Origin of the sequence: Kineococcus sp. NBC_00420 (assembly GCF_036021035.1) — a bacterium.
Lineage (GTDB): Bacteria > Actinomycetota > Actinomycetes > Actinomycetales > Kineococcaceae > Kineococcus.
This window is the reverse complement of the sequence record NZ_CP107930.1, coordinates 4,047,780-4,071,586: the sequence shown is the minus strand read 5'-3', so window position 1 is coordinate 4,071,586 and position 23,807 is coordinate 4,047,780. Positions and strand designations below refer to the sequence as shown.

General features: G+C 69.5%; 19 protein-coding genes and 3 rRNA genes. 7 read left to right on the top strand and 15 right to left on the bottom strand.

Translation table 11 applies throughout. The annotated features are described in order from the left end of the window. The first annotated feature begins 99 nt into the window (after positions 1–99). Genes OG218_RS20055 through OG218_RS20045 form a run of 3 tightly spaced genes read left to right on the top strand, consistent with a single transcriptional unit; the run spans position 100 to position 1,036 of the window. Positions 100–267: a hypothetical protein gene (locus tag OG218_RS20055; RefSeq protein WP_328294991.1), complete on the top strand. Its 168-nt coding sequence runs from the start codon at positions 100–102 to the stop codon at positions 265–267. Continuing rightward, positions 264–536 (top strand): hypothetical protein, encoded by a 273-nt coding sequence (locus OG218_RS20050; RefSeq protein ID WP_328294990.1) that lies wholly within the window; start codon positions 264–266, stop codon positions 534–536. Before OG218_RS20055 ends, OG218_RS20050 begins: the two co-directional genes overlap by 4 nt. Before the next feature lie 2 nt (positions 537–538). After that, positions 539–1,036 carry a DUF2505 domain-containing protein gene (locus tag OG218_RS20045; RefSeq protein ID WP_328294989.1) on the top strand — a complete coding sequence of 166 codons (498 nt, stop codon included), beginning with the start codon at positions 539–541 and terminating at the stop codon, positions 1,034–1,036. A 13-nt stretch (positions 1,037–1,049) separates the two neighbouring features. Here OG218_RS20045 and OG218_RS20040 read toward each other — a convergent pair whose 3' ends face one another. Then, positions 1,050–1,574, bottom strand: a complete 525-nt coding sequence (locus tag OG218_RS20040) for a DUF6912 family protein (RefSeq protein WP_442906408.1) — start codon at positions 1,572–1,574, stop codon at positions 1,050–1,052. A gap of 5 nt (positions 1,575–1,579) precedes the next feature. Beyond that, positions 1,580–2,473 (bottom strand): hypothetical protein, encoded by an 894-nt coding sequence (locus OG218_RS20035; protein WP_328294987.1) that lies wholly within the window; start codon positions 2,471–2,473, stop codon positions 1,580–1,582. A 243-nt stretch (positions 2,474–2,716) separates the two neighbouring features. Here OG218_RS20035 and OG218_RS20030 point away from each other — a divergent pair, with 243 nt between their 5' ends. Next, positions 2,717–3,787: a hypothetical protein gene (locus tag OG218_RS20030; protein WP_328294986.1), complete on the top strand. Its 1,071-nt coding sequence runs from the start codon at positions 2,717–2,719 to the stop codon at positions 3,785–3,787. A gap of 74 nt (positions 3,788–3,861) precedes the next feature. Here the strand turns inward: OG218_RS20030 and rrf are convergent. The 5 genes from rrf to OG218_RS20005 form a co-directional block, all read right to left on the bottom strand. Then, positions 3,862–3,978 (bottom strand): 5S ribosomal RNA (rrf, locus tag OG218_RS20025). Between the two features lie 191 nt (positions 3,979–4,169). Then, a 23S ribosomal RNA gene (locus OG218_RS20020) occupies positions 4,170–7,353 on the bottom strand. Positions 7,354–8,004: 651 nt separating this feature from the next. After that, positions 8,005–9,522, bottom strand: a 16S ribosomal RNA gene (locus OG218_RS20015). The 16S, 23S and 5S rRNA genes sit together here, the layout of an rRNA operon. Positions 9,523–9,989: 467 nt before the next feature. Further along, entirely contained in the window at positions 9,990–11,267 is a 1,278-nt protein-coding gene (locus tag OG218_RS20010; RefSeq protein ID WP_328294985.1) for an AAA family ATPase, read from the bottom strand. After that, positions 11,264–11,923, bottom strand: coding sequence for a hypothetical protein (locus OG218_RS20005; protein ID WP_328294984.1), 660 nt, complete (start codon positions 11,921–11,923; stop codon positions 11,264–11,266). The genes OG218_RS20010 and OG218_RS20005 overlap by 4 nt, the downstream gene beginning before the upstream one ends. Before the next feature lie 243 nt (positions 11,924–12,166). Between OG218_RS20005 and OG218_RS20000 the strand changes: the two genes are divergently transcribed. Beyond that, on the top strand, positions 12,167–12,385 hold the full coding sequence (locus OG218_RS20000; RefSeq protein ID WP_328294983.1) for a helix-turn-helix domain-containing protein: 219 nt from the start codon (positions 12,167–12,169) through the stop codon (positions 12,383–12,385). 33 nt (positions 12,386–12,418) lie between these two features. Here OG218_RS20000 and OG218_RS19995 read toward each other — a convergent pair whose 3' ends face one another. Then, positions 12,419–12,979: a hypothetical protein gene (locus OG218_RS19995; RefSeq protein WP_328294982.1), complete on the bottom strand. Its 561-nt coding sequence runs from the start codon at positions 12,977–12,979 to the stop codon at positions 12,419–12,421. A gap of 215 nt (positions 12,980–13,194) precedes the next feature. On the opposite strand from OG218_RS19995, the gene OG218_RS19990 reads away from it, so the two are divergent. Further along, positions 13,195–13,890, top strand: coding sequence for a LysM peptidoglycan-binding domain-containing protein (locus tag OG218_RS19990; protein ID WP_328294981.1), 696 nt, complete (start codon positions 13,195–13,197; stop codon positions 13,888–13,890). Positions 13,891–13,947: 57 nt separating this feature from the next. Then, positions 13,948–14,490 (top strand): Rv3235 family protein, encoded by a 543-nt coding sequence (locus OG218_RS19985; protein ID WP_328294980.1) that lies wholly within the window; start codon positions 13,948–13,950, stop codon positions 14,488–14,490. Between the two features lie 21 nt (positions 14,491–14,511). On the opposite strand, the gene secA is transcribed toward OG218_RS19985, so the two are convergent. From secA to OG218_RS19950, 7 genes are all read right to left on the bottom strand, one after another. Next, complete coding sequence (secA, locus tag OG218_RS19980; protein ID WP_328294979.1) at positions 14,512–17,196, bottom strand: preprotein translocase subunit SecA; 2,685 nt, start codon at positions 17,194–17,196, stop codon at positions 14,512–14,514. A gap of 70 nt (positions 17,197–17,266) precedes the next feature. Next, positions 17,267–19,885 (bottom strand): putative bifunctional diguanylate cyclase/phosphodiesterase, encoded by a 2,619-nt coding sequence (locus OG218_RS19975; protein ID WP_328294978.1) that lies wholly within the window; start codon positions 19,883–19,885, stop codon positions 17,267–17,269. A 48-nt stretch (positions 19,886–19,933) separates the two neighbouring features. Further along, positions 19,934–21,184 carry a winged helix-turn-helix domain-containing protein gene (locus OG218_RS19970; protein ID WP_328294977.1) on the bottom strand — a complete coding sequence of 417 codons (1,251 nt, stop codon included), beginning with the start codon at positions 21,182–21,184 and terminating at the stop codon, positions 19,934–19,936. After that, a complete protein-coding gene (locus OG218_RS19965) occupies positions 21,181–21,879 on the bottom strand; it encodes a response regulator transcription factor (protein ID WP_328294976.1) in 699 nt (232 codons plus the stop codon). Before OG218_RS19965 ends, OG218_RS19970 begins: the two co-directional genes overlap by 4 nt. Before the next feature lie 112 nt (positions 21,880–21,991). Then, positions 21,992–22,789, bottom strand: a complete 798-nt coding sequence (hpf, locus tag OG218_RS19960; protein ID WP_328294975.1) for a ribosome hibernation-promoting factor, HPF/YfiA family — start codon at positions 22,787–22,789, stop codon at positions 21,992–21,994. Positions 22,790–22,850: 61 nt separating this feature from the next. Continuing rightward, entirely contained in the window at positions 22,851–23,003 is a 153-nt protein-coding gene (locus OG218_RS19955; protein ID WP_328294974.1) for a hypothetical protein, read from the bottom strand. An 86-nt stretch (positions 23,004–23,089) separates the two neighbouring features. Then, positions 23,090–23,734 carry a ComF family protein gene (locus OG218_RS19950; RefSeq protein WP_328294973.1) on the bottom strand — a complete coding sequence of 215 codons (645 nt, stop codon included), beginning with the start codon at positions 23,732–23,734 and terminating at the stop codon, positions 23,090–23,092. Between the last annotated feature and the right edge of the window lie 73 nt (positions 23,735–23,807).

Sequence of the window (23,807 nt, the reverse complement as noted above, 5' to 3'; positions counted from 1 at the left end):
CGCGGGTGGATACGCACCAGCAGCCTAGTGGTGATCTCCGCGATCGTGCGGCGGGCCCGGGTCGCGGACTGCTCGCGGGCCGCGCAATAGAGTGTTCGCGTGCCGATCACCAGCGAGCCGATCACCGGCCCGAGCGCCCCGCCGGCCGAGCGCGCGGCGCTGGCCCGCGAGCTGGCCGCCACCGACGTCGACCTGCACGACCCGACCGCCGCGTCGGCGGTGGAGGAGCTGGTGGCAGCCGTTCACGACCTCCTCTCGCGCCCGTGACCGTCGTCGACCTCGTCGGTCCCAGCCGCGGCGACGTCACCGGGCTCGCCGCCCTCGCCGCCCGGTTGCGGCGGGCGTCCACGGCTCTGACCGCCGCGGACGACGTCGCCGCCGTCCTGGCCGCAGCCCGGGCGGTGGACCTCGCCGCGGACCGGCTGCGGGCCCTTCCGTCACCGCCCGGCGCAGATGCCGTCCTCGAGGTCGAGCGGGCCCTGGTCGGCGACCTGGGTGCCCCGCTCGCCGTCCTGACCCGTGAAGGGAACCGCTGAAGGTGTCCACGAACTTCTCCGAACGCTCAGAGTTCACCGCCGCACCCGGCGCCGTGTGGGCCGTCCTCACCGACCCGGCCTTCCTCGTCGCCCGGGCCGAACGCACCGGCGCGCTGACCCACGAGGAATCCGTCACGGACGACGCGGGAACGACCGTCGTCACAACGTCGCGCACCGTGGGCACCGACCGGCTCCCCCAGGCCGCGTCGCGCTTCCTCGGGACCACGGCCGTGGTCGACCAGGTCGAGCGCTGGGCACCGGCCGGCTCTGACGGCTCCCGCCGGGGACAGCTGATCCTGACCGTCCGCTCCGCCCCCGTCGAGCTGACGGCGACCGCCGTCCTCGCTCCCGTCGAGGCCGGCAGCGTCCACGAGCTGACCGGGTCGTTGAGCGTCCGGGTCCCGTTGCTGGGCGGGACGGTGGAGAAAGCAGCACTCCCGGGCCTGCTCGACCTCGTGCGTTCCGAGGTCGAACTGGCCCGGGAGTGGCTGTCCCGCTGAGCCCGTCGGTCGGTCAGGGACCGACCGCGAGCAGCACCGGCAGTTCACCGGCGTCGTACCAGAGCAGGTCGTGACCCTCGCACGCCTCGACGGCGAACTGGGCCTCCTCGTCACCGGCGTCGGCGGCGGGCAGGGCGGCCACCGCCGCTCGGACGTCGGCCTCCGCCTCCGCGTCGTCGACGTGCAGGCTGGCCAGCGCGTCGAGCGTCAGCGCGACCTTGACCGTGACCTGGGAACGCTCCGGCGCTGACCACCCGGCGTCGGAGCTCGTCTCGACGTCACCATCGGTGACGTCGAGGGCGAGCACGACCCGTCGCGGTGGCGCGGTGTCCCGGGCCAACAGACGGACCGACTGCTCCGCCGCGTCCGACATCGCCACGTACTCCAGCTCCTCCTCGAGGTCACGAGGATCGGCGTCGGCGTAGAAGTCGCGCAGGGTGCGGGTGACCGCGTGCACCACGGCGGGGGCCGGGGCGAGGAGCCCTGACTCAGCCACCCGCGCCAGCTCCGACAGGGTCGTCGGCCAGTACACCCGCATGCTGCTCAGTGCTCGCTCTTCACGTCGTCGGACTCGTCGTCGTCCTCGTCGTCGTCGTCGTCTTCGTCTTCGTCTTCGTCTTCGTCTTCGTCTTCGTCTTCGTCTTCGTCTTCGTCGTCCTCGTCAGAGGTCGCGGAGGCCGTGGAGGCTGCCGCCACGTCGTCGTCCTCGAACTCCTCGTCGAAGACGATGCCGTCGAGTTCGTCGAGACGCTCAGAGGCGTCGGTCTCGCCGTCGGTGTCGGCCTCGGCGGCGCGCACGAGCCATTCCCGGGCGTCGGCCTGGCGGCCGACGGAGATGAGCGCATCGGCGTAGGCGTACCAGAGCCGGGCACGCCAGGTGGCGCGGCTGTTGGTGCGCAGCTGCGGCACCTGCAACGAGACGACGGCCGCATCGTGCTGGCCGAGGTCGTGACGAGCGCCGGCGGCGACGATCAACATCTCGACCTTCGCCTCGGTCTCGAGGGCGGCGGCCTCAGGCGAGGTCGCGAGGTCGAGGGCACGCTCGGGGCGGCCGAGGCCGCGTTCGCAGTCGGCCATGAGAGGCAGGTAGCTGTCGTCCCCGGTCATGCGACGCACGGTCCGGAGCTCGGACAGGGCTTCGCGGAAGTGACCGGCCTTGTAGGCGGCGATGGCGGCGGCCTCGCGCACGGCGGCGATGCGCCCACCGCGACGCTGCGCGGCCTGGGCGTGCTGCCACGCCAGCTCGGGATCGACGTCGACGAAGCGACCGCTGGCCACGAGGTGCTTCGCGACGATGTCGGCGTTCTCGGAGGTCAACCCCGAGAGCGAGTGCCGGACGTCGGGCGCGAGTTCCTTGCCGGTGACGTCGTCCGGGAGCCGCGGGCCGGTCGGGCGCTCGGGACGGTCCTCACGCGGACGGTCCGCACCAGCACGCACGGGTCCACGCTCGCTGCGACGGGGACGCTCGTCGCCACGCGTGGGTCGACCACCGCCGGACGATCGGTTCTCCTCGCGGCGGGGACGGTCGTCACGCTGGGGACGGCTGGTACCGGCGCCGGCGGAACGTTGACCGTCGCGCGGGGGTCGCTGGTCACGGTCGCCACGGAACGCAGGCCGGTCGCCGTCACGGCGGGGACGCTCATCGCGCTGGGGACGGCTGGTACCGGCGCCGGCGGAACGTTGACCGTCGCGCGGCGGTCGCTGGTCACGATCACCGCGAGGGGGACGTCCGCTGCGTTCGTCGCTACGGGAGTCGTTGCGCTGCGGGCGGTCCGACCGGAAAGCCGGTCGGCCGCCGTCACGAGGAGGGCGGTCGTCGCGCTGCGGTCGACTGCTGCCGCCGCCGTAGGAACGTTCGCCGTCGCGGGCGGGTCGCTGCTCGCGGTCCCCGCGGAAGGGAGGACGGTCCCCGTCACGACGAGGACGGTCGTCGCGCTGCGGACGACTGGTGCCGCCGCCGTAGGAACGTTCACCGTCGCGGGCGGGTCGCTGCTCGCGGTCCCCGCGGAAGGGAGGACGGTCCCCGTCACGACGAGGACGGTCATCACGCTGCGGGCGGCTACCCGCGCCGTAAGAGCGCGCACCGTCGCGCTGGGGACGGTCGTCGCGCTGCGGTCGACTGGTACCGCCGCCGTAGGAACGTTCACCGTCGCGAGCGGGTCGCTGCTCGCGGTCACCGCGGAAGGGAGGACGGTCCCCGTCACGACGAGGACGGTCATCACGCTGCGGGCGCGTGCTGCCACCGCCGTAGGAACGTTCACCGTCGCGGGTGGGGCGCTGGTCGCGTTCCCCGCGGAAGGGGGGACGGTCGCCGTCACGCTGGGGGCGGCTGGTGCCACCACCGTAGGAACGTTCACCGTTGCGGAAGTCGTTGCGCTGCGGACGATCCGAGCGCGAGGCCCCGTCGCGGACAGGACGTCCGGGCCGCTGGTCATCGCTGGGCGTCGAGCGACGCGGACGGTCACCCCACTCGCGGCGTTCACCTCGTTCTTGGCCCGCCTCACCGGAGGGCGGACCGCTTCGACGAGGACCACCAGCGGCGGGTCGGAACCCACCTCCGCTGCGGGGAGCGCCAGCGCGTGCGCCGCGCTGACCGCCGCCGGCTGGTCGCCGGTCGCCACCGTCGCGACCTCGTGCACCAGATTCAGCCATGCCGATCTCCCACCCACCCGCGTCGAACGCGGAGTCCTCGTCACTGTTCACATTGAGCTCGAACTTCAGAGCGGTCCAGCGTCTCACGTTTCACGTTGAGGCTGGACATGCGTGTGGGGAGCAGCCCCCGAAAAGGACTACTCCCCACACGCTTACCCACTACAAGAGTGAGTGGCCGGCGGTGACCTACTCTCCCACCCAGTCTCCCGAGCAGTACCATCGGCGCTGGTGGGCTTAGCTTCCGGGTTCGGAATGAGACCGGGCGTTTCCCCACCGCTATGACCACCGGACCACAAAGGCCAGGATCAAACCACACCCCCCACCCCCAGCGAACTAGGACGTGAAGCGTGTGTTCGAGTTCTCTCCCGAGAACCACACAATGGACGCGAACACCACAACAGCAGTGAAATCGTTAGTTGGATTGTTATCACACTCGCCCCGACCCACCAACCCACCACAAAGTGGCGGCAGCTGGTGCGTGGTAGACAAGTGATCGGCTTATTAGTACCGGTCAGCTCCACAGCTCTCTCGTCGCTGCTTCCACACCCGGCCTATCAACCCCGTGATCTACAGGGAGCCTCCCACCCCTTCAACAGGGCACGGAAACCTCATCTCGAAGCAGGCTTCCCGCTTAGATGCCTTCAGCGGTTATCCCTTCCGAACGTAGCCAACCAGCCATGCTCCTGGCGGAACAACTGGCACACCAGAGGTTCGTCCGTCCCGGTCCTCTCGTACTAGGGACAGCCCTTCTCAAGTTTCCAACGCGCGCAGCGGATAGGGACCGAACTGTCTCACGACGTTCTAAACCCAGCTCGCGTACCGCTTTAATGGGCGAACAGCCCAACCCTTGGGACCTACTCCAGCCCCAGGATGCGACGAGCCGACATCGAGGTGCCAAACCATGCCGTCGATATGGACTCTTGGGCAAGATCAGCCTGTTATCCCCGGGGTACCTTTTATCCGTTGAGCGACCGCGATTCCACACTCCACGGCCGGATCACTAGTCCCGACTTTCGTCCCTGCTCGACCTGTCGGTCTCACAGTCAAGCTCCCTTGTGCACTTACACTCGACACCTGATTGCCAACCAGGCTGAGGGAACCTTTGGGCGCCTCCGTTACTCTTTAGGAGGCAACCGCCCCAGTTAAACTACCCATCAGGCACTGTCCCTGATCCGGATCACGGACCGAAGTTAGACATCCAGAACGACCAGAGTGGTATTTCAACGATGACTCCACCATCACTAGCGTGACCGCTTCACAGTCTCCCACCTATCCTACACAAGCCGTCCCGAACACCAATACCAAACTATAGTGAAGGTCCCGGGGTCTTTCCGTCCTGCTGCGCGTAACGAGCATCTTTACTCGTAGTGCAATTTCGCCGAGTTCGCGGTTGAGACAGCGGGGAAGTCGTTACGCCATTCGTGCAGGTCGGAACTTACCCGACAAGGAATTTCGCTACCTTAGGATGGTTATAGTTACCACCGCCGTTTACTGGCGCTTAAGTTCTCAGCGTCCCCACTTGCGTGGGTAACCGGTCCCCTTAACGTTCCAGCACCGGGCAGGCGTCAGTCCGTATACATCGTCTTGCGACTTCGCACGGACCTGTGTTTTTAGTAAACAGTCGCTTCCCCCTGGTCTCTGCGGCCCTCAAACGCTAGCCCGCAAGGAGCTTCACGTCTCAGGCCCCCCTTCTCCCGAAGTTACGGGGGCATTTTGCCGAGTTCCTTAACCACGATTCACTCGAACGCCTCGGTATTCTCTACCTGACCACCTGAGTCGGTTTAGGGTACGGGCGGCTCGAACCTCGCGCCGAGGCTTTTCTAGGCAGCATGGGATCACCCTACTTCCCCCCGAAAGGGTCACCATCAGGTCTCAGACACGACATTGAAGTCAGAAGTGCGGATTTACCAACACCTCGCCCTACACCCTTGGACGTGGACAACCATCGCCACGCGGAAGCTACCCTCCTGCGTCACCCCTGTTAATACGCTTGACTACTACCGGATCGGATCACACGCTCCACCAACCACCACCCGAAGGCGCCGGCGGCTTAGGGTGCTTAGCATCCCCGGCCTCACCATGGACGGTTCTACGCCGGTACGGGAATATCAACCCGTTGTCCATCGACTACGCCTGTCGGCCTCGCCTTAGGTCCCGACTTACCCAGGGCGGATGAACCTAGCCCTGGAACCCTTGGTCAATCGGCGGACGGGTTTCTCACCCGTCATTCGCTACTCATGCCTGCATTCTCACTCGCGTGCAGTCCACAACCCATCACCAGGCTGCTTCACCCCACACACGACGCTCCCCTACCCATCCACACACCTGCCCACCAACACCCAACCCCCACCCACAACCCGAAGGCCACAGACAAAGATCACTGCTGAAGAGAGATTAATATGTGAATGCCACAGCTTCGGCGGTGTACTTGAGCCCCGCTACATTGTCGGCGCGGAATCACTTGACCAGTGAGCTATTACGCACTCTTTCAAGGGTGGCTGCTTCTAAGCCAACCTCCTGGTTGTCTGCGCAACTCCACATCCTTTCCCACTTAGCACACGCTTAGGGGCCTTAGCTGATGATCTGGGCTGTTTCCCTCTCGACTACGAAGCTTATCCCCCGCAGTCTCACTGCCACGCTCTCACTTACCGGCATTCGGAGTTTGGCTGACGTCAGTAACCCGGTGGGGCCCATTAGCCATCCAGTAGCTCTACCTCCGGCAAGAAACACGTGACGCTGCACCTAAATGCATTTCGGGGAGAACCAGCTATCACGGAGTTTGATTGGCCTTTCACCCCTACCCACAGCTCATCCCCCAGGTTTTCAACCCTGGTGGGTTCGGTCCTCCACGCGGTCTTACCCGCGCTTCAACCTGGCCATGGGTAGATCACTCCGCTTCGGGTCTAGAGCACGCGACTATAGGACGCCCTATTCGGACTCGCTTTCGCTACGGCTACCCCACACGGGTTAACCTCGCCACGCACCACTAACTCGCAGGCTCATTCTTCAAAAGGCACGCCGTCACAGGTACAAGCCTGCTCCGACGGATTGTAGGCACACGGTTTCAGGTACTATTTCACTCCCCTCCCGGGGTGCTTTTCACCATTCCCTCACGGTACTTGTCCGCTATCGGTCATCAGGAAGTATTTAGGCTTACCAGGTGGTCCTGGCAGATTCACACGAGATTCCACGAGCCCCGTGCTACTCGGGACATGCTCCCAAGGAGGCCGCAATGTTTCGCCTACGGGGGTCTCACCCACTACGCCGGACCATCCCAGGCCCTTCGGCTACACCACGACTTTCTCACTCCCCGACCAGGTGGTAGCCCAGTCCAGAACACTCCCACAACCCCAACCCCGCAACCCCTACCAGGTATCACACGGAACTGGTTTAGCCTCATCCGCTTTCGCTCGCCACTACTCACGGAATCACTATTTGTTTTCTCTTCCTGTGGGTACTGAGATGTTTCACTTCCCCACGTTCCCTCCACACACCCTATACATTCAGGTGCGGGTGACCGCCCATGACGACGGCCGGGTTTCCCCATTCGGACACCCTCGGATCAACATTCGGTTGCCAACTCCCCGAGGCTTATCGCAGGCTCCCACGTCCTTCATCGGCTCCTGATGCCAAGGCATCCACCATGCGCCCTTACACACTTGACCACCACACACCACCCACCCACCCGAAAGCAGGACAACAGCAGCAGAGCAGACATGCAGGTCAAGGCGAAACTGCAATAAAAACCCAAACCACAAAGACAGTACGGACCACCACCCACCGAAGTGAGATGACAGCCCGCTCATCAGAGGATTATCACTCGACGAACATCACTACTTTCACGCCCCTCAAAGGAGCGCTACTTGATGCTCGCGTCCACTGTGCAGTTCTCAACAGACAACCCGCACCCACCCCGTAGAGACCGACACCAGACACCCGCAACCCCACCCGAGAGCAGAGACACGAACCGATGTGAACGATCAGGGCAGGCCCAGACCAAGACACCAACCACACCCACCCACCACCCTCCCCAGACACGACGTCCGAAGAAGAGCAGTACGTAGCTGCCGGCCGGTCCCTCAGGACCCAACAGTGCGCCAGGCACTCCCCGACCCCACCACCGCGTTCCACCCGAGCAAAACTCGAGGTACTGACAGATGATGAGCATCCAGAAGTGCCGTGTTGATGTTCCACCCTTGAGCACCAGCCGCCGAACATACGCCGACGAAACTGGCCCATCCCCACCACACCTCATACCCCACGAAGGAGGCCTGAGACCTGAGATTCAACTCAGTGACGGGGTTGATGCTCCTTAGAAAGGAGGTGATCCAGCCGCACCTTCCGGTACGGCTACCTTGTTACGACTTCGTCCCAATCGCCAGTCCCACCTTCGACAGCTCCCCCCCTTACGGGTTGGGCCACCGGCTTCGGGTGTTACCGACTTTCATGACGTGACGGGCGGTGTGTACAAGGCCCGGGAACGTATTCACCGCAGCGTTGCTGATCTGCGATTACTAGCGACTCCGACTTCACGGGGTCGAGTTGCAGACCCCGATCCGAACTGAGACCAGCTTTTGGGATTCGCTCCACCTCACGGTATCGCAGCCCTCTGTACTGGCCATTGTAGCATGCGTGAAGCCCAAGACATAAGGGGCATGATGATTTGACGTCATCCCCACCTTCCTCCGAGTTGACCCCGGCAGTCTCCCATGAGTCCCCACCATAACGTGCTGGCAACATGGAACGAGGGTTGCGCTCGTTGCGGGACTTAACCCAACATCTCACGACACGAGCTGACGACAACCATGCACCACCTGTACGCGACCAACTAAATGACACCCCATCTCTGGGATTCCACCGCGCATGTCAAGCCTTGGTAAGGTTCTTCGCGTTGCATCGAATTAATCCGCATGCTCCGCCGCTTGTGCGGGCCCCCGTCAATTCCTTTGAGTTTTAGCCTTGCGGCCGTACTCCCCAGGCGGGGCGCTTAATGCGTTAGCTGCGGCACGGAATCCGTGGAATGGACCCCACACCTAGCGCCCAACGTTTACGGCATGGACTACCAGGGTATCTAATCCTGTTCGCTCCCCATGCTTTCGCTCCTCAGCGTCAGTAACTGCCCAGAGACCCGCCTTCGCCACCGGTGTTCCTCCTGATATCTGCGCATTTCACCGCTACACCAGGAATTCCAGTCTCCCCTACAGCACTCTAGTGTGCCCGTACCCACTGCAAGCTCAGAGTTGAGCCCTGAGTTTTCACAGCAGACGCGACACACCGCCTACGAGCTCTTTACGCCCAATAATTCCGGACAACGCTTGCACCCTACGTATTACCGCGGCTGCTGGCACGTAGTTAGCCGGTGCTTCTTCTGCTCCTACCGTCACTTTCGCTTCTTCGGAGCTGAAAGAGGTTTACAACCCGAAGGCCGTCATCCCTCACGCGGCGTCGCTGCATCAGGCTTTCGCCCATTGTGCAATATTCCCCACTGCTGCCTCCCGTAGGAGTCTGGGCCGTGTCTCAGTCCCAGTGTGGCCGGTCGCCCTCTCAGGCCGGCTACCCGTCGTCGCCTTGGTAGGCCATTACCCCACCAACAAGCTGATAGGCCGCGAGCCCATCCCCAGCCGAAAAACTTTCCACCCACACTCGATGCCGAGGCAGGTCGTATCCGGTATTAGCCACCGTTTCCAGTGGTTGTCCCAGAGCCAGGGGCAGGTTGCTCACGTGTTACTCACCCGTTCGCCACTGATCCACCCCGAAGGGCTTCACCGTTCGACTTGCATGTGTTAAGCACGCCGCCAGCGTTCGTCCTGAGCCAGGATCAAACTCTCCGTCGAAAAACCTACGACCACACCACCACCCCGAAGAGCAGTAGCACAGCCAAGATCTTTAGCACTTCATAGTTGACCCTTGGACTCGAAAACCCCACCCCCCACTGGCGTGAAAGAGGCGGAGATCAATCCCAAAGGAACCCCAAACCATCACCCACCCACGCAGAAAACGCAGCGCAGTGACAGCCGATTGGGGGTTGATACATATATGGCATCAACATTTTTGGCACACTGTTGAGTTCTCAAGAACCGGACGCACGACTGTCAACCGCTTTTCGGCGGCTTCTCGTCTGCGGTAGTTCGTCCAGCTTACCGGACTTTCAGGCCCGGTCGGGACGCTCCAGTTTCATCGGCAGTCGACGGGCACAGTTGAGCGCCTGCAACTGGTGAAACTCTTCGGAGCTGTCCCCCCGCCTCCGGAGACCGGCCGGTTTCCCGTCCGTTCCTCCCCGTCCTGCGGTGTGACAACTACGTTAACTGCGGGCCAGCAGCGGGTCAAATCCTGCCCCCACGAGCGCCTCCGCCGGGTCCGGCGGCAGGTCGACCACCGCCTCCACCTGCATCGCCAGATCGCTGAGCGAGCGGCGCAGGCCACTGCGCGGTGCCACCTCCGCCAGGGCGCGGCCGGCCAGCGACGCAGCGTCCGCTGCGGCGTCCTCGTCCAGCAGCACCGGGTTCTCCACCCCACCGAAGCGACGGAGCGTGGACGTCGTCCGTCGGGCAGCGGGGCTCCCCACGGCCGAAACCCGTACCCGGTTGAGGACGGGCACCACGAGCGCGTCCGGCGCCACCTCCCGCAGGCGGTCCCAGGTGCGGACGAAGCGCTGCAACCCCACGGGGTCAGCCGCCCCCACGACCAGGACCACGTCGGCGGCCTCGAGCGCCGTGGTCGTGATCGCGTCCCGGCTGCGCCCCTCCCCCGCTCCCTGCACGGGGTCCTCGAGGCCACCGGGGAGGTCCAGCACGCTCCAGTCGTGCGCGGTGGCGCCGACCTCGAGCACCCGGCGGAACGCCGCCGGACGTACCTCGCTCCAACGCAGCGGGTCGGTCGCGCCGGTCAAGACCCCCAGCCCGGTGGCGACGACGGCGGTGTGCCGCTGCAACGCGGCGACGTCCAACCGGCCGTCCGCCGCGGAGCGCACGGCCGCGAGCAGACCGGGCGCCTCGTCGAGGAGACCGAGGGTCTGGCCCACCGCTGCTCCCCGGGTGTCCGCGTCGACCAGGAGCACCTCCTGCCCGGCCAGCGCGAGCTCGAACGCGAGGTTCACGGCGACCGTGGTGCGTCCCGTGGAACCGTGCGGTCCCCAGACCGCGACGGTGCGCCCCGGGACGGCCTGGGCGACCGGTTCGAGCGCAGGCACCGGGCCCGGTTCGTCCACCCGGTCGAGCGACTCGACGGCCATCGCCACGTCCCGCGCGAGGTCGCCGGGAGACCGCCCCTCGAGGGCGAACCGCGTCGCCCCCACCGCGCGCCAGCGTCGTTCGGCCGCCTCCCCCTCGGGTCCTTCCGGCACCAGGACGAGGAGTGCGACCCCCCACCGCCGCAACGCCTCGACGGTCTCGCTGTCGCACCCCGGGAGGTCCGCCCCCACCACCACGGCGCGGGTGAGACCGGCCCCGGCGGCCGCCAGCAGGTCGGCCACATCCGGGCAACGGCGCACGACGACGAGCTCGCGTCGCAACGGTTCCCAGCCCGCGAGGAGCCTCGCCTCGGCCGGCCCGGGCACCGAGACGACCACCGGCAGCGTCACGAGCGAGCACCTCCGGCACCGGGGACCGGCACCAGGACCAGGTCGTCGTCGTTCGAGACCGCCTGCAGGACAACGGGCATGGCGGACTCCGGGACGACCACCTGCACGTCGGCCCCCGACCGGGCACCGAGCGCACCCCCGCCGGTGACGACCGCCGACACCTCGGCGGTCTCGACGAGGCGCTCCGGCTCGACCGCGTCCTCGACAGCCCCGGCCCCGGCCGCCCGGACGACCCAGAGGTCGACGAGGGCACCGACCTGGACGCCCTGCGGGACGTTCCCCGCGACGGGCACCGTCACGGGTCGCGACGTGAGGTCTCCGGTGCGTCCCAGGGCGGACAGCGGGAGGAGTTCACCGGCGCGCAGGCCCCGCAGAGCGACCAGCTCGGCGTCGAGCGCGCCGGCGGAGGCCTCGAGGTAGGCCGTCCCCGTCCCCTCGTCGAGGTGCACCTCGACCACGCGCAGGTCGGCGGCGGTCAGCGACTGCCCCGCGCCGACGTCGCGCGCCAGCGCCCACACGCCCACCGTCGCCTGGGCGGCACCGACCACCCGCGCGCCCAGCACGACACTGGCCAGGACGAGGGCCAGGCCGATCAGCAACCGCGGATCGCGCCACGAGGGGGCGCTCACCCGCCGGGCGACCGACACCGGCGGCACGTCACGTCCTCGTACCGCTCGTACCGCTGTCCGCACTGGGGGCCCTCCGTCGTCCGACGCGTGGAGGTCCGGGCACTTCCCGGGCTCCAGGCGCTGTGATCGAGGACCATGGTGAGGCTCCTGAGCGGCGGGGGTCCGCGGTTGTCCACAGGCCACCCGAACGGCCGATGCGCCAGGGTGACGTCGTGCGAGGATGCGGACACCCGCCAGGACCAGCTCCGACGACGCCCTCCAGGAGACCCCGTGCCCGCCCGTTTCGTCCCGCTCGCGGATGTCGCCGAGACGCTCGCGATCAGCTCGGCCCAGGCCTACGCCCTGGTCCGCACGGGAGAACTGCGGGCCATCAAGGTCGGCGGGCGTGGGCAGTGGCGCGTCGAGGACTCCGAGCTCGAGGACTACATCCAGCGGATGTACACCCAGACCCGCGAGAGCGTCCTCGCGGGCGAGGACCACACCGACTGACCCGCTCACCGACCCCACCGACCGACCTCCCGGTCAGACCACCTCGGTGATGCTGAGCAACGCCGCGAACGGCACCGTCGTGGTGCGCGCACCGCTGTCCGCACGCTGACCCTCGGCGACGTCGACGAGGTCGTCGAGGTCGACGACGTCGACGTGGTCGGCGCCCACCCGGCCCACCGTGCCCCGGACGTCGACACCACCCGTGCGCACGACGACGTGCACACCGGCTCCGGCCAGCGCGCGGACCGCCAGGAGCAGGGTCCGCCGCGCTGCGACCGCACCCCAGGGCGCCGCACTGCGCCCGGGAACCCCCCGCAGTGCGAGCACGGCCGCGGCCGGCAGCAGGACCTGCCGCGACGCCGCGGCCTCCCGGACCAGGAACCAGTCCGGTCCCACCCCCTCGACCCGCCCGTTCAGCGTGGTGCCGTCGCGCAGCACGAAGGTGACGGCCCCGGTCGCCGCGCGCACGCGGGAGGCGAGCGTGACGGTCGCCTCGTCCCGGCGGATCCGGTCGGCGACCTCCTCGTCCCGCTCGAGCCGGTGGGCGTGCTCCGCGCGGGCGGCGAGGTCGTCGAAGAGGTCGTCCCAGCGCACGACACAACGCTACGTCGCGGTGACCACCCGTCGGGTCGCCCGTCACCCGTCTTCACCCACCGTCAGACGTTGCCCTCCGATCGGGCGCATGTCACGGGAGTTCCTGGCCCCACGCACAGGTGGTCGCTAGACATGGCGCAGCAAACGACACCAAACGACACCCAAAAGGACCCAAGTGGTCCAACAAGGGTCGTGCGATCACGAAGGTGGTTACCGTGCACAAGCTCCGGCACCTGCTGACGTTCACCGTCGGCGCCGTGCTGGCCGCCGTGCCCGCCCTGGCCGGTGCCGGGCTCCTCGCGACGGCGGCACCGGCGCTGCGCACCGCGCAGTCGGGCACCGCGACGGTCGCCGACCTGCTCGTCGGTGGGTGCTCCGTCGTGGGCGCCCTCGTCCTGGGGTGGTTGGCGCTCACCGTCCTGGTGGCCGTCGTGGACGAGGTCCGGGCCCGCAGTCACCCGCGACTCGCCGTGCGGTCCTCACCCGGCGTCCCGCGGACCGTCCGCCGGGTCGTCGCGCTCGTCGTGGGCGTGATGCTGGGGTCGGCCGCCCTCTCCGCCGGCGCGGCGGAACGGGGCGCGGCGACCGCGGTCCCCGAGCTCGGCTGGGCCGTTTCCGCGCCCCTGCAGGTCACCTCGGCACCGGCCCTCGACCTCGGCTGGGCCGCCGTCCCGGAGACCGCCCCCGAAACCAGCGCGGCGAGCACTCCCCCGGCGCCCCGGGAGGTCAGCGGCGAGATCGTCGTCCACCGCGGGGACAGCCTGTGGTCGCTGGCCGCGCAACGGTGCGGTCCCGACGCCACCGCCGGCGAGGTGATGGCCGAGCAGCACCGCCTCCACACCGCCAACGTCGACGTCATCGGCGACGACCCCGACCTGCTGCTGCCCGGCCAGGTCCTGCGCCTGCCCTGATCCCGTCCGAGCACCCGTTCGGCCACCCGTTCGACACCGCACCGAGGAGAACCCCGCGTGACCAGCTCCACCGCCGCCCTGCTCGACGACCTCACGCCGGGCACCGGACGAGTGCCCGTGCCCTACGGGCTGCCGCCGTACATCGACGAACGTGAGGACGCCTTCGGTCCCGAGGGGCCCGTCCTCAGCCACCTCAGCCCCGACCAGGGCGTCCTCGAACTCGCGATCGTCGACCCGCGGCTGCTGCCGCCCTCGGAGCTGCCGGAGGTGACGGCGTGGACGCGGCGCTACCTCGTCGTCCTGCTCGAGGTCCTCACCGGTCAGCGACCCACCCAGCAGCTGCTGCGGTGGTCCGCCGCCGACATCTACGCGGGGGTGCAGCGGCGGGCGGCGCTGCAGGCCCGGCTGCGCGCCCGGACCGGACGGACGGTGCGTCCGCAGGTCGGGACGCTGCGGGTGTCGTTCCCCCGCACGGACGTGGCCGAGGTCGGGGCCGTGCTGAGGGAGTCGGACCGGGTGCGCGCCGCGGCGCTGCGCATCGAGCGCTGCACCGACCGCTCCGGGGAGCGGTGGCGGGTCACCGCGCTGGAACTCGGGTGACCCGCCCCACCTGACCTGCGCTCAGTCGTCCTGGCGGCGCTGGGCCGCGCGACGCTGGGCCCGGTTGCCGGTCTCGGCGTCCGTCGCCGCGGCGTCGCCGGCGTGGACCTCGACGTCACCCTCGGCCGTCGGGGCCGAGTACTGCAACTGCTGACGCGGCGGGGGCGCGCCGAACCCCGGGGCGGTCGCCGCGGTCCCCGGCTGGGTCGCCGGCTGGACCTGCAGCGAGAAGAGGTAGCCGATCGACTCCTCCTTGATGGCCTCGGTCATCGCCCCGAAGAGCTGGTACCCCTCGCGCTGGTACTCCACGAGCGGGTCGCGCTGGGCCATCGCGCGCAGCCCGATGCCCTCCTGGAGGTAGTCCATCTCGTAGAGGTGCTCACGCCACTTGCGGTCGAGCACCGACAGCACCACACGGCGTTCGAGGTCGCGCACGACGCCCTCTCCCAGCTCCACCTCGCGGACGTCGTAGCAGGCCTGCGCGTCGCCACGCATCTCCTCGACGAGCCGCTCGACGGTGAGGTTCCCGCGACCCCCGGCGGCCTCGACGACCTCCGCCGGCGTCACGGAGACCGGGTAGAGGCTGCGCAACGCCTCGAAGAGCTCCTCGAGGTCCCAGTCCTCGCCGAAGCCGCGGGCCGTGGCCTCGGTGACGTAGGCGGTCACGACGTCGTCGAGGAAATGGCGGATCTGCAGGTGCAGGTCCTCCCCCTCGAGCACCTTGCGGCGCTCGGCGTAGATGACCTCGCGCTGGCGGTTCAGGACGTCGTCGTACTTGAGGACGTTCTTGCGGATCTCGAAGTTGCGACCCTCGACCTGACCCTGCGCGCTCTGGATCGCGCGGGAGACCATCTTCGACTCGATGGGGACGTCCTCGGGGATGCCCGTGCGGGTCAGGAAGGACTCCACCAGCGCGGCGTTGAACAGGCGCATGAGGTCGTCGGTCAGCGACAGGTAGAACCGGGACTCCCCCGGGTCGCCCTGACGACCGGAACGACCGCGCAGCTGGTTGTCGATGCGACGCGACTCGTGACGCTCGGTCCCCAGCACGTAGAGCCCACCGAGGTCGCGGACCTCGTCGTGCTCGGCCTGCACGGACGCCTTGGCCTGCTCGACCACCTCGGGCCACGCGGCCTCGTAGGCCTCGGGGGCCTCGTCGGGGTCGAGCCCCTTGTCCTTCATCGCGGCGACGGCGAGGAACTCCGCGTTGCCGCCGAGCATGATGTCCGTCCCGCGGCCCGCCATGTTCGTCGCGACCGTCACGGCACCCTTGCGCCCGGCCTGCGCGACGATCGAGGCCTCGCGCTCGTGCTGCTTGGCGTTGAGGACGGTGTGCTCGACGCCGGCCTTGGTGAGCAGGGTCGAGAGGTACTCGCTCTTCTCGACGCTCGTCGTGCCGACGAGGACGGGCTGACCGCTCGCGTGGTGCTCGGCGATGTCCTCGACGACGGCGTTGAACTTGGCCTGCTCGTTCTTGTAGACGAGGTCGGGCTGGTCCATCCGCACCGCGGGGCGGTTCGTCGGGATCGAGACGACGCCGAGCTTGTAGATCTGGTGGAACTCCGCGGCCTCGGTCATGGCCGTACCGGTCATCCCGGAGAGCTTGTCGTACATGCGGAAGAAGTTCTGGAGGGTGATCGTCGCCAGCGTCTGGTTCTCGTTCTGGATCGGCACGCCCTCCTTCGCCTCGATGGCCTGGTGCATGCCCTCGTTGTAGCGGCGACCGGCCAGGATGCGGCCGGTGTGCTCGTCGACGATCAGGACCTCGTTGTTCGGGGAGACGACGTAGTCCTTGTCCCGCTTGAACAGCTCCTTGGCCTTGACCGCGTTGTTCAGGAACCCGATGAGCGGGGTGTTCACGCTCTCGTAGAGGTTCTCGATCCCGAGCAGGTCCTCGACCTTCTCGATGCCGGCCTCGAGGATCCCGATCGTGCGCTTCTTCTCGTCCACCTCGTAGTCGACGTCGACGGTGAGCCGGCGGACGATCTTGGCGAACTCGCCGTACCACTTGGTCGGGGAGTCGGAGGGGCCGGAGATGATCAGCGGCGTGCGGGCCTCGTCGATGAGGATCGAGTCGACCTCGTCGACGACCGCGAAGTTGTGGCCGCGCTGGACCATCTCCTCGGTGTTCCACGCCATGTTGTCGCGCAGGTAGTCGAAGCCGAACTCGTTGTTCGTGCCGTAGGTGACGTCGGCCGCGTAGGCCTCGCGCCGCTCGTCCGGGCGCATCGAGGAGAGGATGCAAGAGCTCGTCATGCCCAGGAAGCGGAAGACGCGTCCCATGAGCTCGCTCTGGTACTCGGCCAGGAAGTCGTTGACCGTGACGACGTGGACGCCCTTGCCGGACAGCGCGTTGAGGTAGGCCGGCAGCGTCGCGACGAGGGTCTTGCCCTCACCGGTGCGCATCTCCGCGATGTTGCCCTGGTGCAGCGCCGCGCCACCCATCAGCTGCACGTCGAAGTGACGCTGGCCCAGCGTCCGGCGCGCGGCCTCGCGCACCACGGCGAAGGCCTCGGGCAGCAGGCTGTCGAGCGTCTCGCCGTCGGCGATGCGCTCCCGGAAGCGGTCGGTCTCGCCCCGCAGCTCCTCGTCGCTCATCGCCTCGAAGTCACCTTCGAGGGCGTTCACCTGCTCCGCGATGCGGTGCAGGCGCTTGACCACGCGGCCCTCACCGGCGCGGAGGACCTTTTCGACGATCGCTGGCACCCCGTCACTCTAGCGGCGCAACGTCGCGTGACGGTGCCTCTACGGAATGCAGTGGTCTCGCGACGGGGCGTCAGCGCGAGCGGTCGAGCATCCTGCGCAGGTCCGTGGGGCGCACACCGCTGATGGGGACGGGCACGGGGGCCTCCCCCGGGCCACCCTGCACCGGGACGGCCACGGCCCCCTCGCGCGCCACTCCGACCGGCCCGACCGGCCCGAACTCCCGGGCGAAGAGCGACTGCGCGTCCAGCGCGGCCTCGGCGTCGTCCCCGTCCTCCCCCGGTCCCTCCAGGGGGTCCCCGGTGAACTCGACGAGACCGGCGAGGTCGGCGAGGTCGGCGAGCGCCGGGACGGTCGCCAGCTTCTCGACCGGGCCCAGCTCGCCGGCGGTCAGCTCGGCCCCGAGCTCGGCCACCGAGCGCGGCGCGCCGAGCAGGATGCCCTGGGCGACGGAGCAGCCGGCCTCCTGCAGCAGCAGGACCTGCTCGGTGCGCTCCACGCCCTCGGCGACGACACCCAGGTCGAGGGCGGCGCCGAGTTCGCAGAGGGTGCGGACCGCGGCGAGCGCGTCGGCCCCGTCGGGACCGTCGATCTCGGCGATCAGGGTGCGGTCCAGCTTGACGCCGTCCACCGGCAACTGACGCAGCGGCGCGAGGGAGTGGTTGACGAGCACGTCGCTGTCGCCGTCGGGGCGCAGCGTGGCGAAGTCGTCGAGGAGGATCCGCGCCCCGGTGGCGCGCAGCTTCTTGAGCCGCGCGGCGAGCATGTCCGGGTCCTCGCCGAGCAGGTCGGCGGGGATGTCCAGCACGAGGGCCGTGGGGTCCAGCGACGCTGCGGTGAGGGCGTTGCGGACGTCGTCGGACACCCCGCGGGTCATGACGTGGGCGGCGGAGAGGTTGACGGTGATGGAGAGGTCGGGGACCTGCTCGCGCCAGACGGCGGCCTGGGCGCACGCGGTCCGCAGGACCCAGCGCCAGAGCTCCTCCACGGCCGGGGAGCGTTCGGCGCCGGCCAGGAACGCGCCAGGTTCGAGCAGCCCGCGGGTGCGGTGGCGCCAGCGCAGCAGCGCCTCGGCCCCGACGACCGCCCCGTCGCCGAGACGGACGATGGGCTGGTAGGCGAGTTCGAACTCGTCGTCGCCGACCGCGCGCAGCAGGTCGTGCTCGAGCTGGCTGCGCAGGCGGTCGGCGTCGTGCATGTCGGCCTCGAAGAGGACGACGCGGCCGGCCACGACCCCTTCCCGGGCGCTCTGGCTCGTGTCGGAGGAGCCCGTGCCCAGAGCGTGGGACTCCGCCTTGGCCCGGTACATGGCGCTGTCGGCGCGGCGCAGCATCTCGGCGGCACCGACGCCGGGTTCGGCCACCGCGATGCCGATGCTGGCGCCGACGCGGACCGACTGCCCGTGGGTCTCCAGGGGCTGGGACACGTCGGCCTGCACGCGGGCGGCGATGCGGGCCGCGGCGCGGGCCGGTTCGACGTCGCGGACGACGAGGGCGAACTCGTCGCCGCCGAGGCGGGCGGCGAGGTCGTCGCCGCGCAGGCAGCGGCGCAGGCGGCGCGCGATGCGGGAGAGGACCTCGTCGCCGGCGGCGTGGCCGAGGGTGTCGTTGATCTTCTTGAACCCGTTGAGGTCCACGAAGAGCACCGCGGTGCCGATGCCGTCGGACTCGGTGACGCGCAGCGAGACCTCGAGGTGGCGCAGCAGCGTGGCCCGGTTGGGCAGGTTGGTGAGGGAGTCCGAGGACGCGGCCTCGACGGCGCGGACGGTGTCCGCGTGGCTCAGCGCCATGCTGGCGTGCTCGGCGAAGGCGCGCAGGACGGTCGCGCCGACGGGGTCGAGCGGGCCGCTGGCGAGGGTGTCGAGGACGAGGGCGCCGACGCTGCGGCCGTTGATGTGCACGGCCGCCGCGGCGGGGACGTGCGCGTCGCCGGTGGCGACGCCGAAACCGCCGAGCGCGCTCGTCGCGGCGAGGGCGAGCTCGGGGGCGAGCTGCGGGTCGCCGACGGCCGCGACGACTCGCATCTGCATCTGCGAGCGCGGGTCGGCGAGCACCAGCGTGACGGCGCGGCCGTCCATGAGTTCCGAGGAGCTCGTGGCGATCTGGACCAGCAGCTCCGGCAGGGGCCGACGGCTGGAGACGGCGCGCTGGAAGCGGACCGAGGTGGTCAGGACCTGCTCGCGCTGGCGCAGGGCCTGCTGCAGCCGGTTGCGCTCGGCCACGCCCTGCGCGCCCTGCTGGCGGTGCCAGCGTTCCCGTTCGCGTCCGTGGCGGCCCAGGACGACGAGCCCGAGGACGCGGGCCACGAGGGTGGCGGTGGCGAGGACGCCCTCGGGGGTCTCGGTGTCCTCCGCCCACCCGACGACGATGTGGACGCCCGCGAGGGCCGGCACCTCGACGACGGTGGTGCGGACCCGGCCGAGGCCGGGGACGGCGAAGGACCCGCCCCCGTCGCGGACCACGCGGGCGAGACCGCGTTCGGGCAGGAAGCGCTGACCGAGGCCGACCCCGCCGTGCACGTGGGCGCCCTCGCAGACGGCGACGACGTCGGCGTCGACGAGGTCGGCGACGAGGGCGGCGCAACGGTTGAGGACGTCGCGTTCGCTGGCCCCGGCGCTGAGCTCCGTCAGGACGTGCTCGAGCAACGTGCTGGCGTGCCCGAGCTGTTCGGGCGAGAGAGCGGCGACGTCCACGTCAGGTGCTTCGGCCTGCGGGGACGTGATGTTGAGGCGGTGAGGGGGTCAGTGACCCGAACGCCTCAACGCACCGGCCAGCGCGGGCGCCAGGTCGCCGGGGCCGAGCACGACGACGTCGTCGAGGCCCAGCCAGCGGGCGAGGTCGCCCAGTTCGGCGGCGAGCTCCTCGGCCGTCTCGGGCGGCGCGTCGGGTTCGGCCCACGCGGCCTCGACGCGCAGCACCCCGCTGCCGCCGCGGTCGGCCTTGAGGTCCACCCGGCCGACGATGTCCTCGCCCAGCAGGAAGGGCAGCACGTAGTAGCCGTGGACCCGCTTCTCGCGCGGGACGTAGAACTCCAGCCGCACGGTGACGCCGAAGACCTCCTCGGTGCGGGCGCGGTGCCAGACCAGGGGGTCGAACGGCGTGAGCAGGGCCCGGGCGCGGACCCGCGGCGTCGGGGTGGTGGGGAGGCGGTAGGCGGGTCGGTGGGCGGCCCAGCCGCGGACCCGGACGGGTTCCAGCTCACCGGCCTCCACGAGGTCGGCGACGGCTGCCTTCGACTGCTCCGGCCGCAGCCGGAAGTAGTCGCGCAGACTGGCCTCGGTGGCCACCCCGGTGGCGCGCGCCGCGATCCGGACCAGCTCGCGGACGGCGTCGGCGGGATCGGGGACCGGCAGGGCCAGCACGGCGGGCGGCAGGACGCGCTCGGTGAGGTCGTAGCGGCGCTCGAACTGCTGGTTGCGGCCGGCGGCGGAGATCCGGCCCGCGAAGAAGAGGTGCTCGCAGGCGCGTTTGACGTCCGACCAGTTCCAGCCCCAGTTGTCCCTGGGGCGGACGGCGCCGGGGGCCAGCTGCGCCTCGAGCACGCGCGCGGTGCTCGGGCCGTGCACGGCGAGGTGCTCGAGCACCGCCTCGAGCAGGTCGGGGCGTTCGTGGGCGATGCTGCGCACGCTGCCCCAGGCGTCGTCCGCGGCCCGGTCCATCCGCCAGCGGAGCAGCCGGTGGGTGGCGGGCGCGACGTAGCTGGCCTCGTGGGCCCAGTACTCCACCAGGCGACGGGGACCGCGGTTCGCCGCCCGGTCGAGGAGGTCGGTGGCGTAGGGCCCGAGCCGGGAGAAGAAGGGGAGGTAGTGGCTGCGGCACAGCACGTTGACGCTGTCGATCTGGACGATCCCGAGCCGGTCCACGACGCGGGCGATCCCGGCCGCGGTGACGGTGGCGGGTCGGCGGCGGCTGAAGCCCTGGGCCGCGAGCGCCGCGCGCCGGGCCTGGCGCGCCGTGATCTCCTCCACCGGGGCGGGGAGGGCGGCGGTCACGACAGTTCCACGATCTTCTCCCGCACGGCGTAGACGACGGCCTCCATCCGCGAGTGCAGCTGCAGCTTCTCGAGGATGTTGCGGACGTGGTTCTTGACGGTGTTCTCGCTGATGCCCAGGGCACCGGCGATCTCGCGGTTGGCCATCCCGCGCGCCAGCAGCCGCAGGACGTCGAGCTCGCGGGGCGAGAGCCGCGGTGCGCCGGGCAGCCCCAGGGCGCGTTCCTCGTCGCGGCGTCGCATGGCGTTGAACTCACCGAGGAGCAGCCCCGCCATCTTCGGGGTGATGAGCGACTGCCCGGTCATGACCGCGCGGATGGCGTCGGCGACCTCCTCGGCCGGGACGTCCTTGAGGAGGTAGCCGTTGGCCCCGGCGCGCACGGCCCCGAAGAGGTCGTCCTCCTCCTCCGAGGAGGTCAGCATGAGGATCTTCGTCGAGGGGGCGGCGGCCTTGATCTCGGCGCAGGCGTCGATCCCCGAGCGGCGCGGCATCCAGACGTCCATGAGGACGACGTCGGGCAGCAGCTCCTCGACCCGGGCCAGCGCGTCGGCGCCGTCACCGGCCTCGCCGACGACGTCGATGTCGTCCTCGACGGAGAGGACCATCTGCAACCCGCGCCGGAACAGCGAGTGGTCGTCCACGACGACGACGCGGATCGCCTCGCCGCTCGTGCGTTCGCCCGGCTGGTCGGTCATCCTCGTCCGTTCCCCCTCCGCGTGCCGTTCTGCTCTCCGGCGATCTTGGCACGGGCAGCAGCGGGCGCCACTCCCCGCGGCGGGGAGTGGCGCCCTCTGCTGCGATCGGGACTCAGCGCATGGCGGCTGCCACGACGGCGGTCAGGGCGGCGTCACCGGTGCTGCGCCGGTCCGCGGATCCCGTCTCGAGCGGCGTGGTGCCGCCCTGCAGGTCGAGGTGGATCACGCCGTAGTCCCAACCGCGCCGGCGGTAGACCACGCTCGGGGAACTCGTGGCGGCGTCGACGAAGAGGTAGAAGTCGTGCCCGACGAGTTCCATCTCGTACAACGCCTGGTCCAGCGTCATCGGCTCGGCGTCGTGGGTCTTCTCGCGGATGACGACCGGCGAGGCGTCCTCGAGCGCCGCGTCGGAGCCGGACCCGACGGGTTCCGCGGTCGGGGGTTTCGTCCCGGCCATGACGGCGGGCGTCGGCACCGGCGAACCGTCCGCCACGGTGTGCTCCACCTGTTCCGCGAGCGGGCGGGCGGGGTCGAAGGAACCCGTCAGGACCTCGTCGGACAACCCGGCCGTCGCCTGGGCCACCGACGTCGGCCGGTGCCGGCCGTGGTGGACCTTGCGGCGGTCGCGCGCCCTGCGCAACCGTTCGAAGAGCTTCGTGGTCGCCAGGTCCAGTGCGGCGTAGGGATCGTCCGCGCAGGCTTCGGCCCGCACCACGGGTCCCTTGTCCCGCACCGTGATCTCGACGCGTTCGCAGTTGCTGGCCTGTCGACGGTTGTTCTCGTGGGAAACCTCGACGTCGATGCGCTGGGCGCGCGGGGCGAACTGGGTGACCTTCTCCAGCTTGTCCTCGACGTGGCGCCGGAACCTCTCCTTGACGTCGGTGTGCCGTCCGGTGACCACAACTTCCACGGGATGCCTCCCTCGTTCGAACTGGCGGCGCCGGCACGTGGGGCCGGCCCGCCTCGGACCGTCACCTCGTGCCGTGCACCACCCCCGGGGGGAGCGCACGGTGAGCGGGCAGCATCCGGCAGGACCGTGTCCCCCGGTGAGCGGGTCCGTCCTTGGACTCCGCCGGGGCGAGGGCCGACGCGAAGTCGGCCACGGTGCCGGTGAGGGCTGCCATGCAGACACGCTAGACCCCCTCCCCCTCCGGTGCCCAGGTGTGACGCGCGTTTCCCGGCGAACGCCCAGCGGATCCGCCCCCGCGGCTCAGGCCAGCGTCACGCAGAGCACGCCGATCACCCGGACACCCCCCGCCCGCAACGCCCGCACGGCCTCGGCCGCGGTGGCCGTGGTCGTCACGACGTCGTCGAGGACGACGCAGGGGCGGCCCGGGACGGGGCCGGCCAGCGCGAACGCCCCGGCGAGGTTGGCCCGGCGACCGGCCGCGTCGAGCTCGGTCTGGTCCGCCACCCGTCGCACCACCCGCAGCGACCGGGCCACCCCCACGTCGCGCCCCCGGCGGCGCGCGACCTCGGCGGTGCGGGCCGCGAGATCGGCGACGAGGTCGCCGCCCCGAGCGCGTCGGCTCGCACGACGCGTCGGGACGGGCACCAGGTCCAGCGGACCGCGCGGGACGAGGTCGTCGAGAGCAGGGGCCAGGGCTCCGGCGAGGCGACCGCGCAGTTCGGCCCGGCCCCGTTCCTTCACCGCCAGCAGGAGCTGGCGGGCGGGACCGTCGTGGGTGGCGCAGGCCCGGACCGGGGTCCCGTCGGGCAGTTCCGAGCCGGCGCCGGCGCGCAACGCCCGTCCGCAGGGGACGCAGCAGACGGTGCCCGCCCGCCCGCACCCCGCGCAGTCGGCGGGCCAGACGAGGTCGGCGGCGGCGGTCAGGAACGAGGTCGCGGGGGGCACCGGCAGAGCATCACCTCCCCCGGCGGCACCCACCCGTGCCCGTCCACAGCTCCGCCCCGGCGGTGGGCCGGTC

What these genes read in the sequence shown, in the direction of transcription:
- OG218_RS20040 (WP_442906408.1), bottom strand. Translation starts at nt 1,574, where the DNA reads ATGCGGGTGTACTGGCCGACGACCCTGTCGGAGCTGGCGCGGGTGGCT.
- OG218_RS19965 (WP_328294976.1), bottom strand. Translation starts at nt 21,879, where the DNA reads ATGACCGACCAGCCGGGCGAACGCACGAGCGGCGAGGCGATCCGCGTC.
- OG218_RS19955 (WP_328294974.1), bottom strand. Translation starts at nt 23,003, where the DNA reads ATGGCAGCCCTCACCGGCACCGTGGCCGACTTCGCGTCGGCCCTCGCC.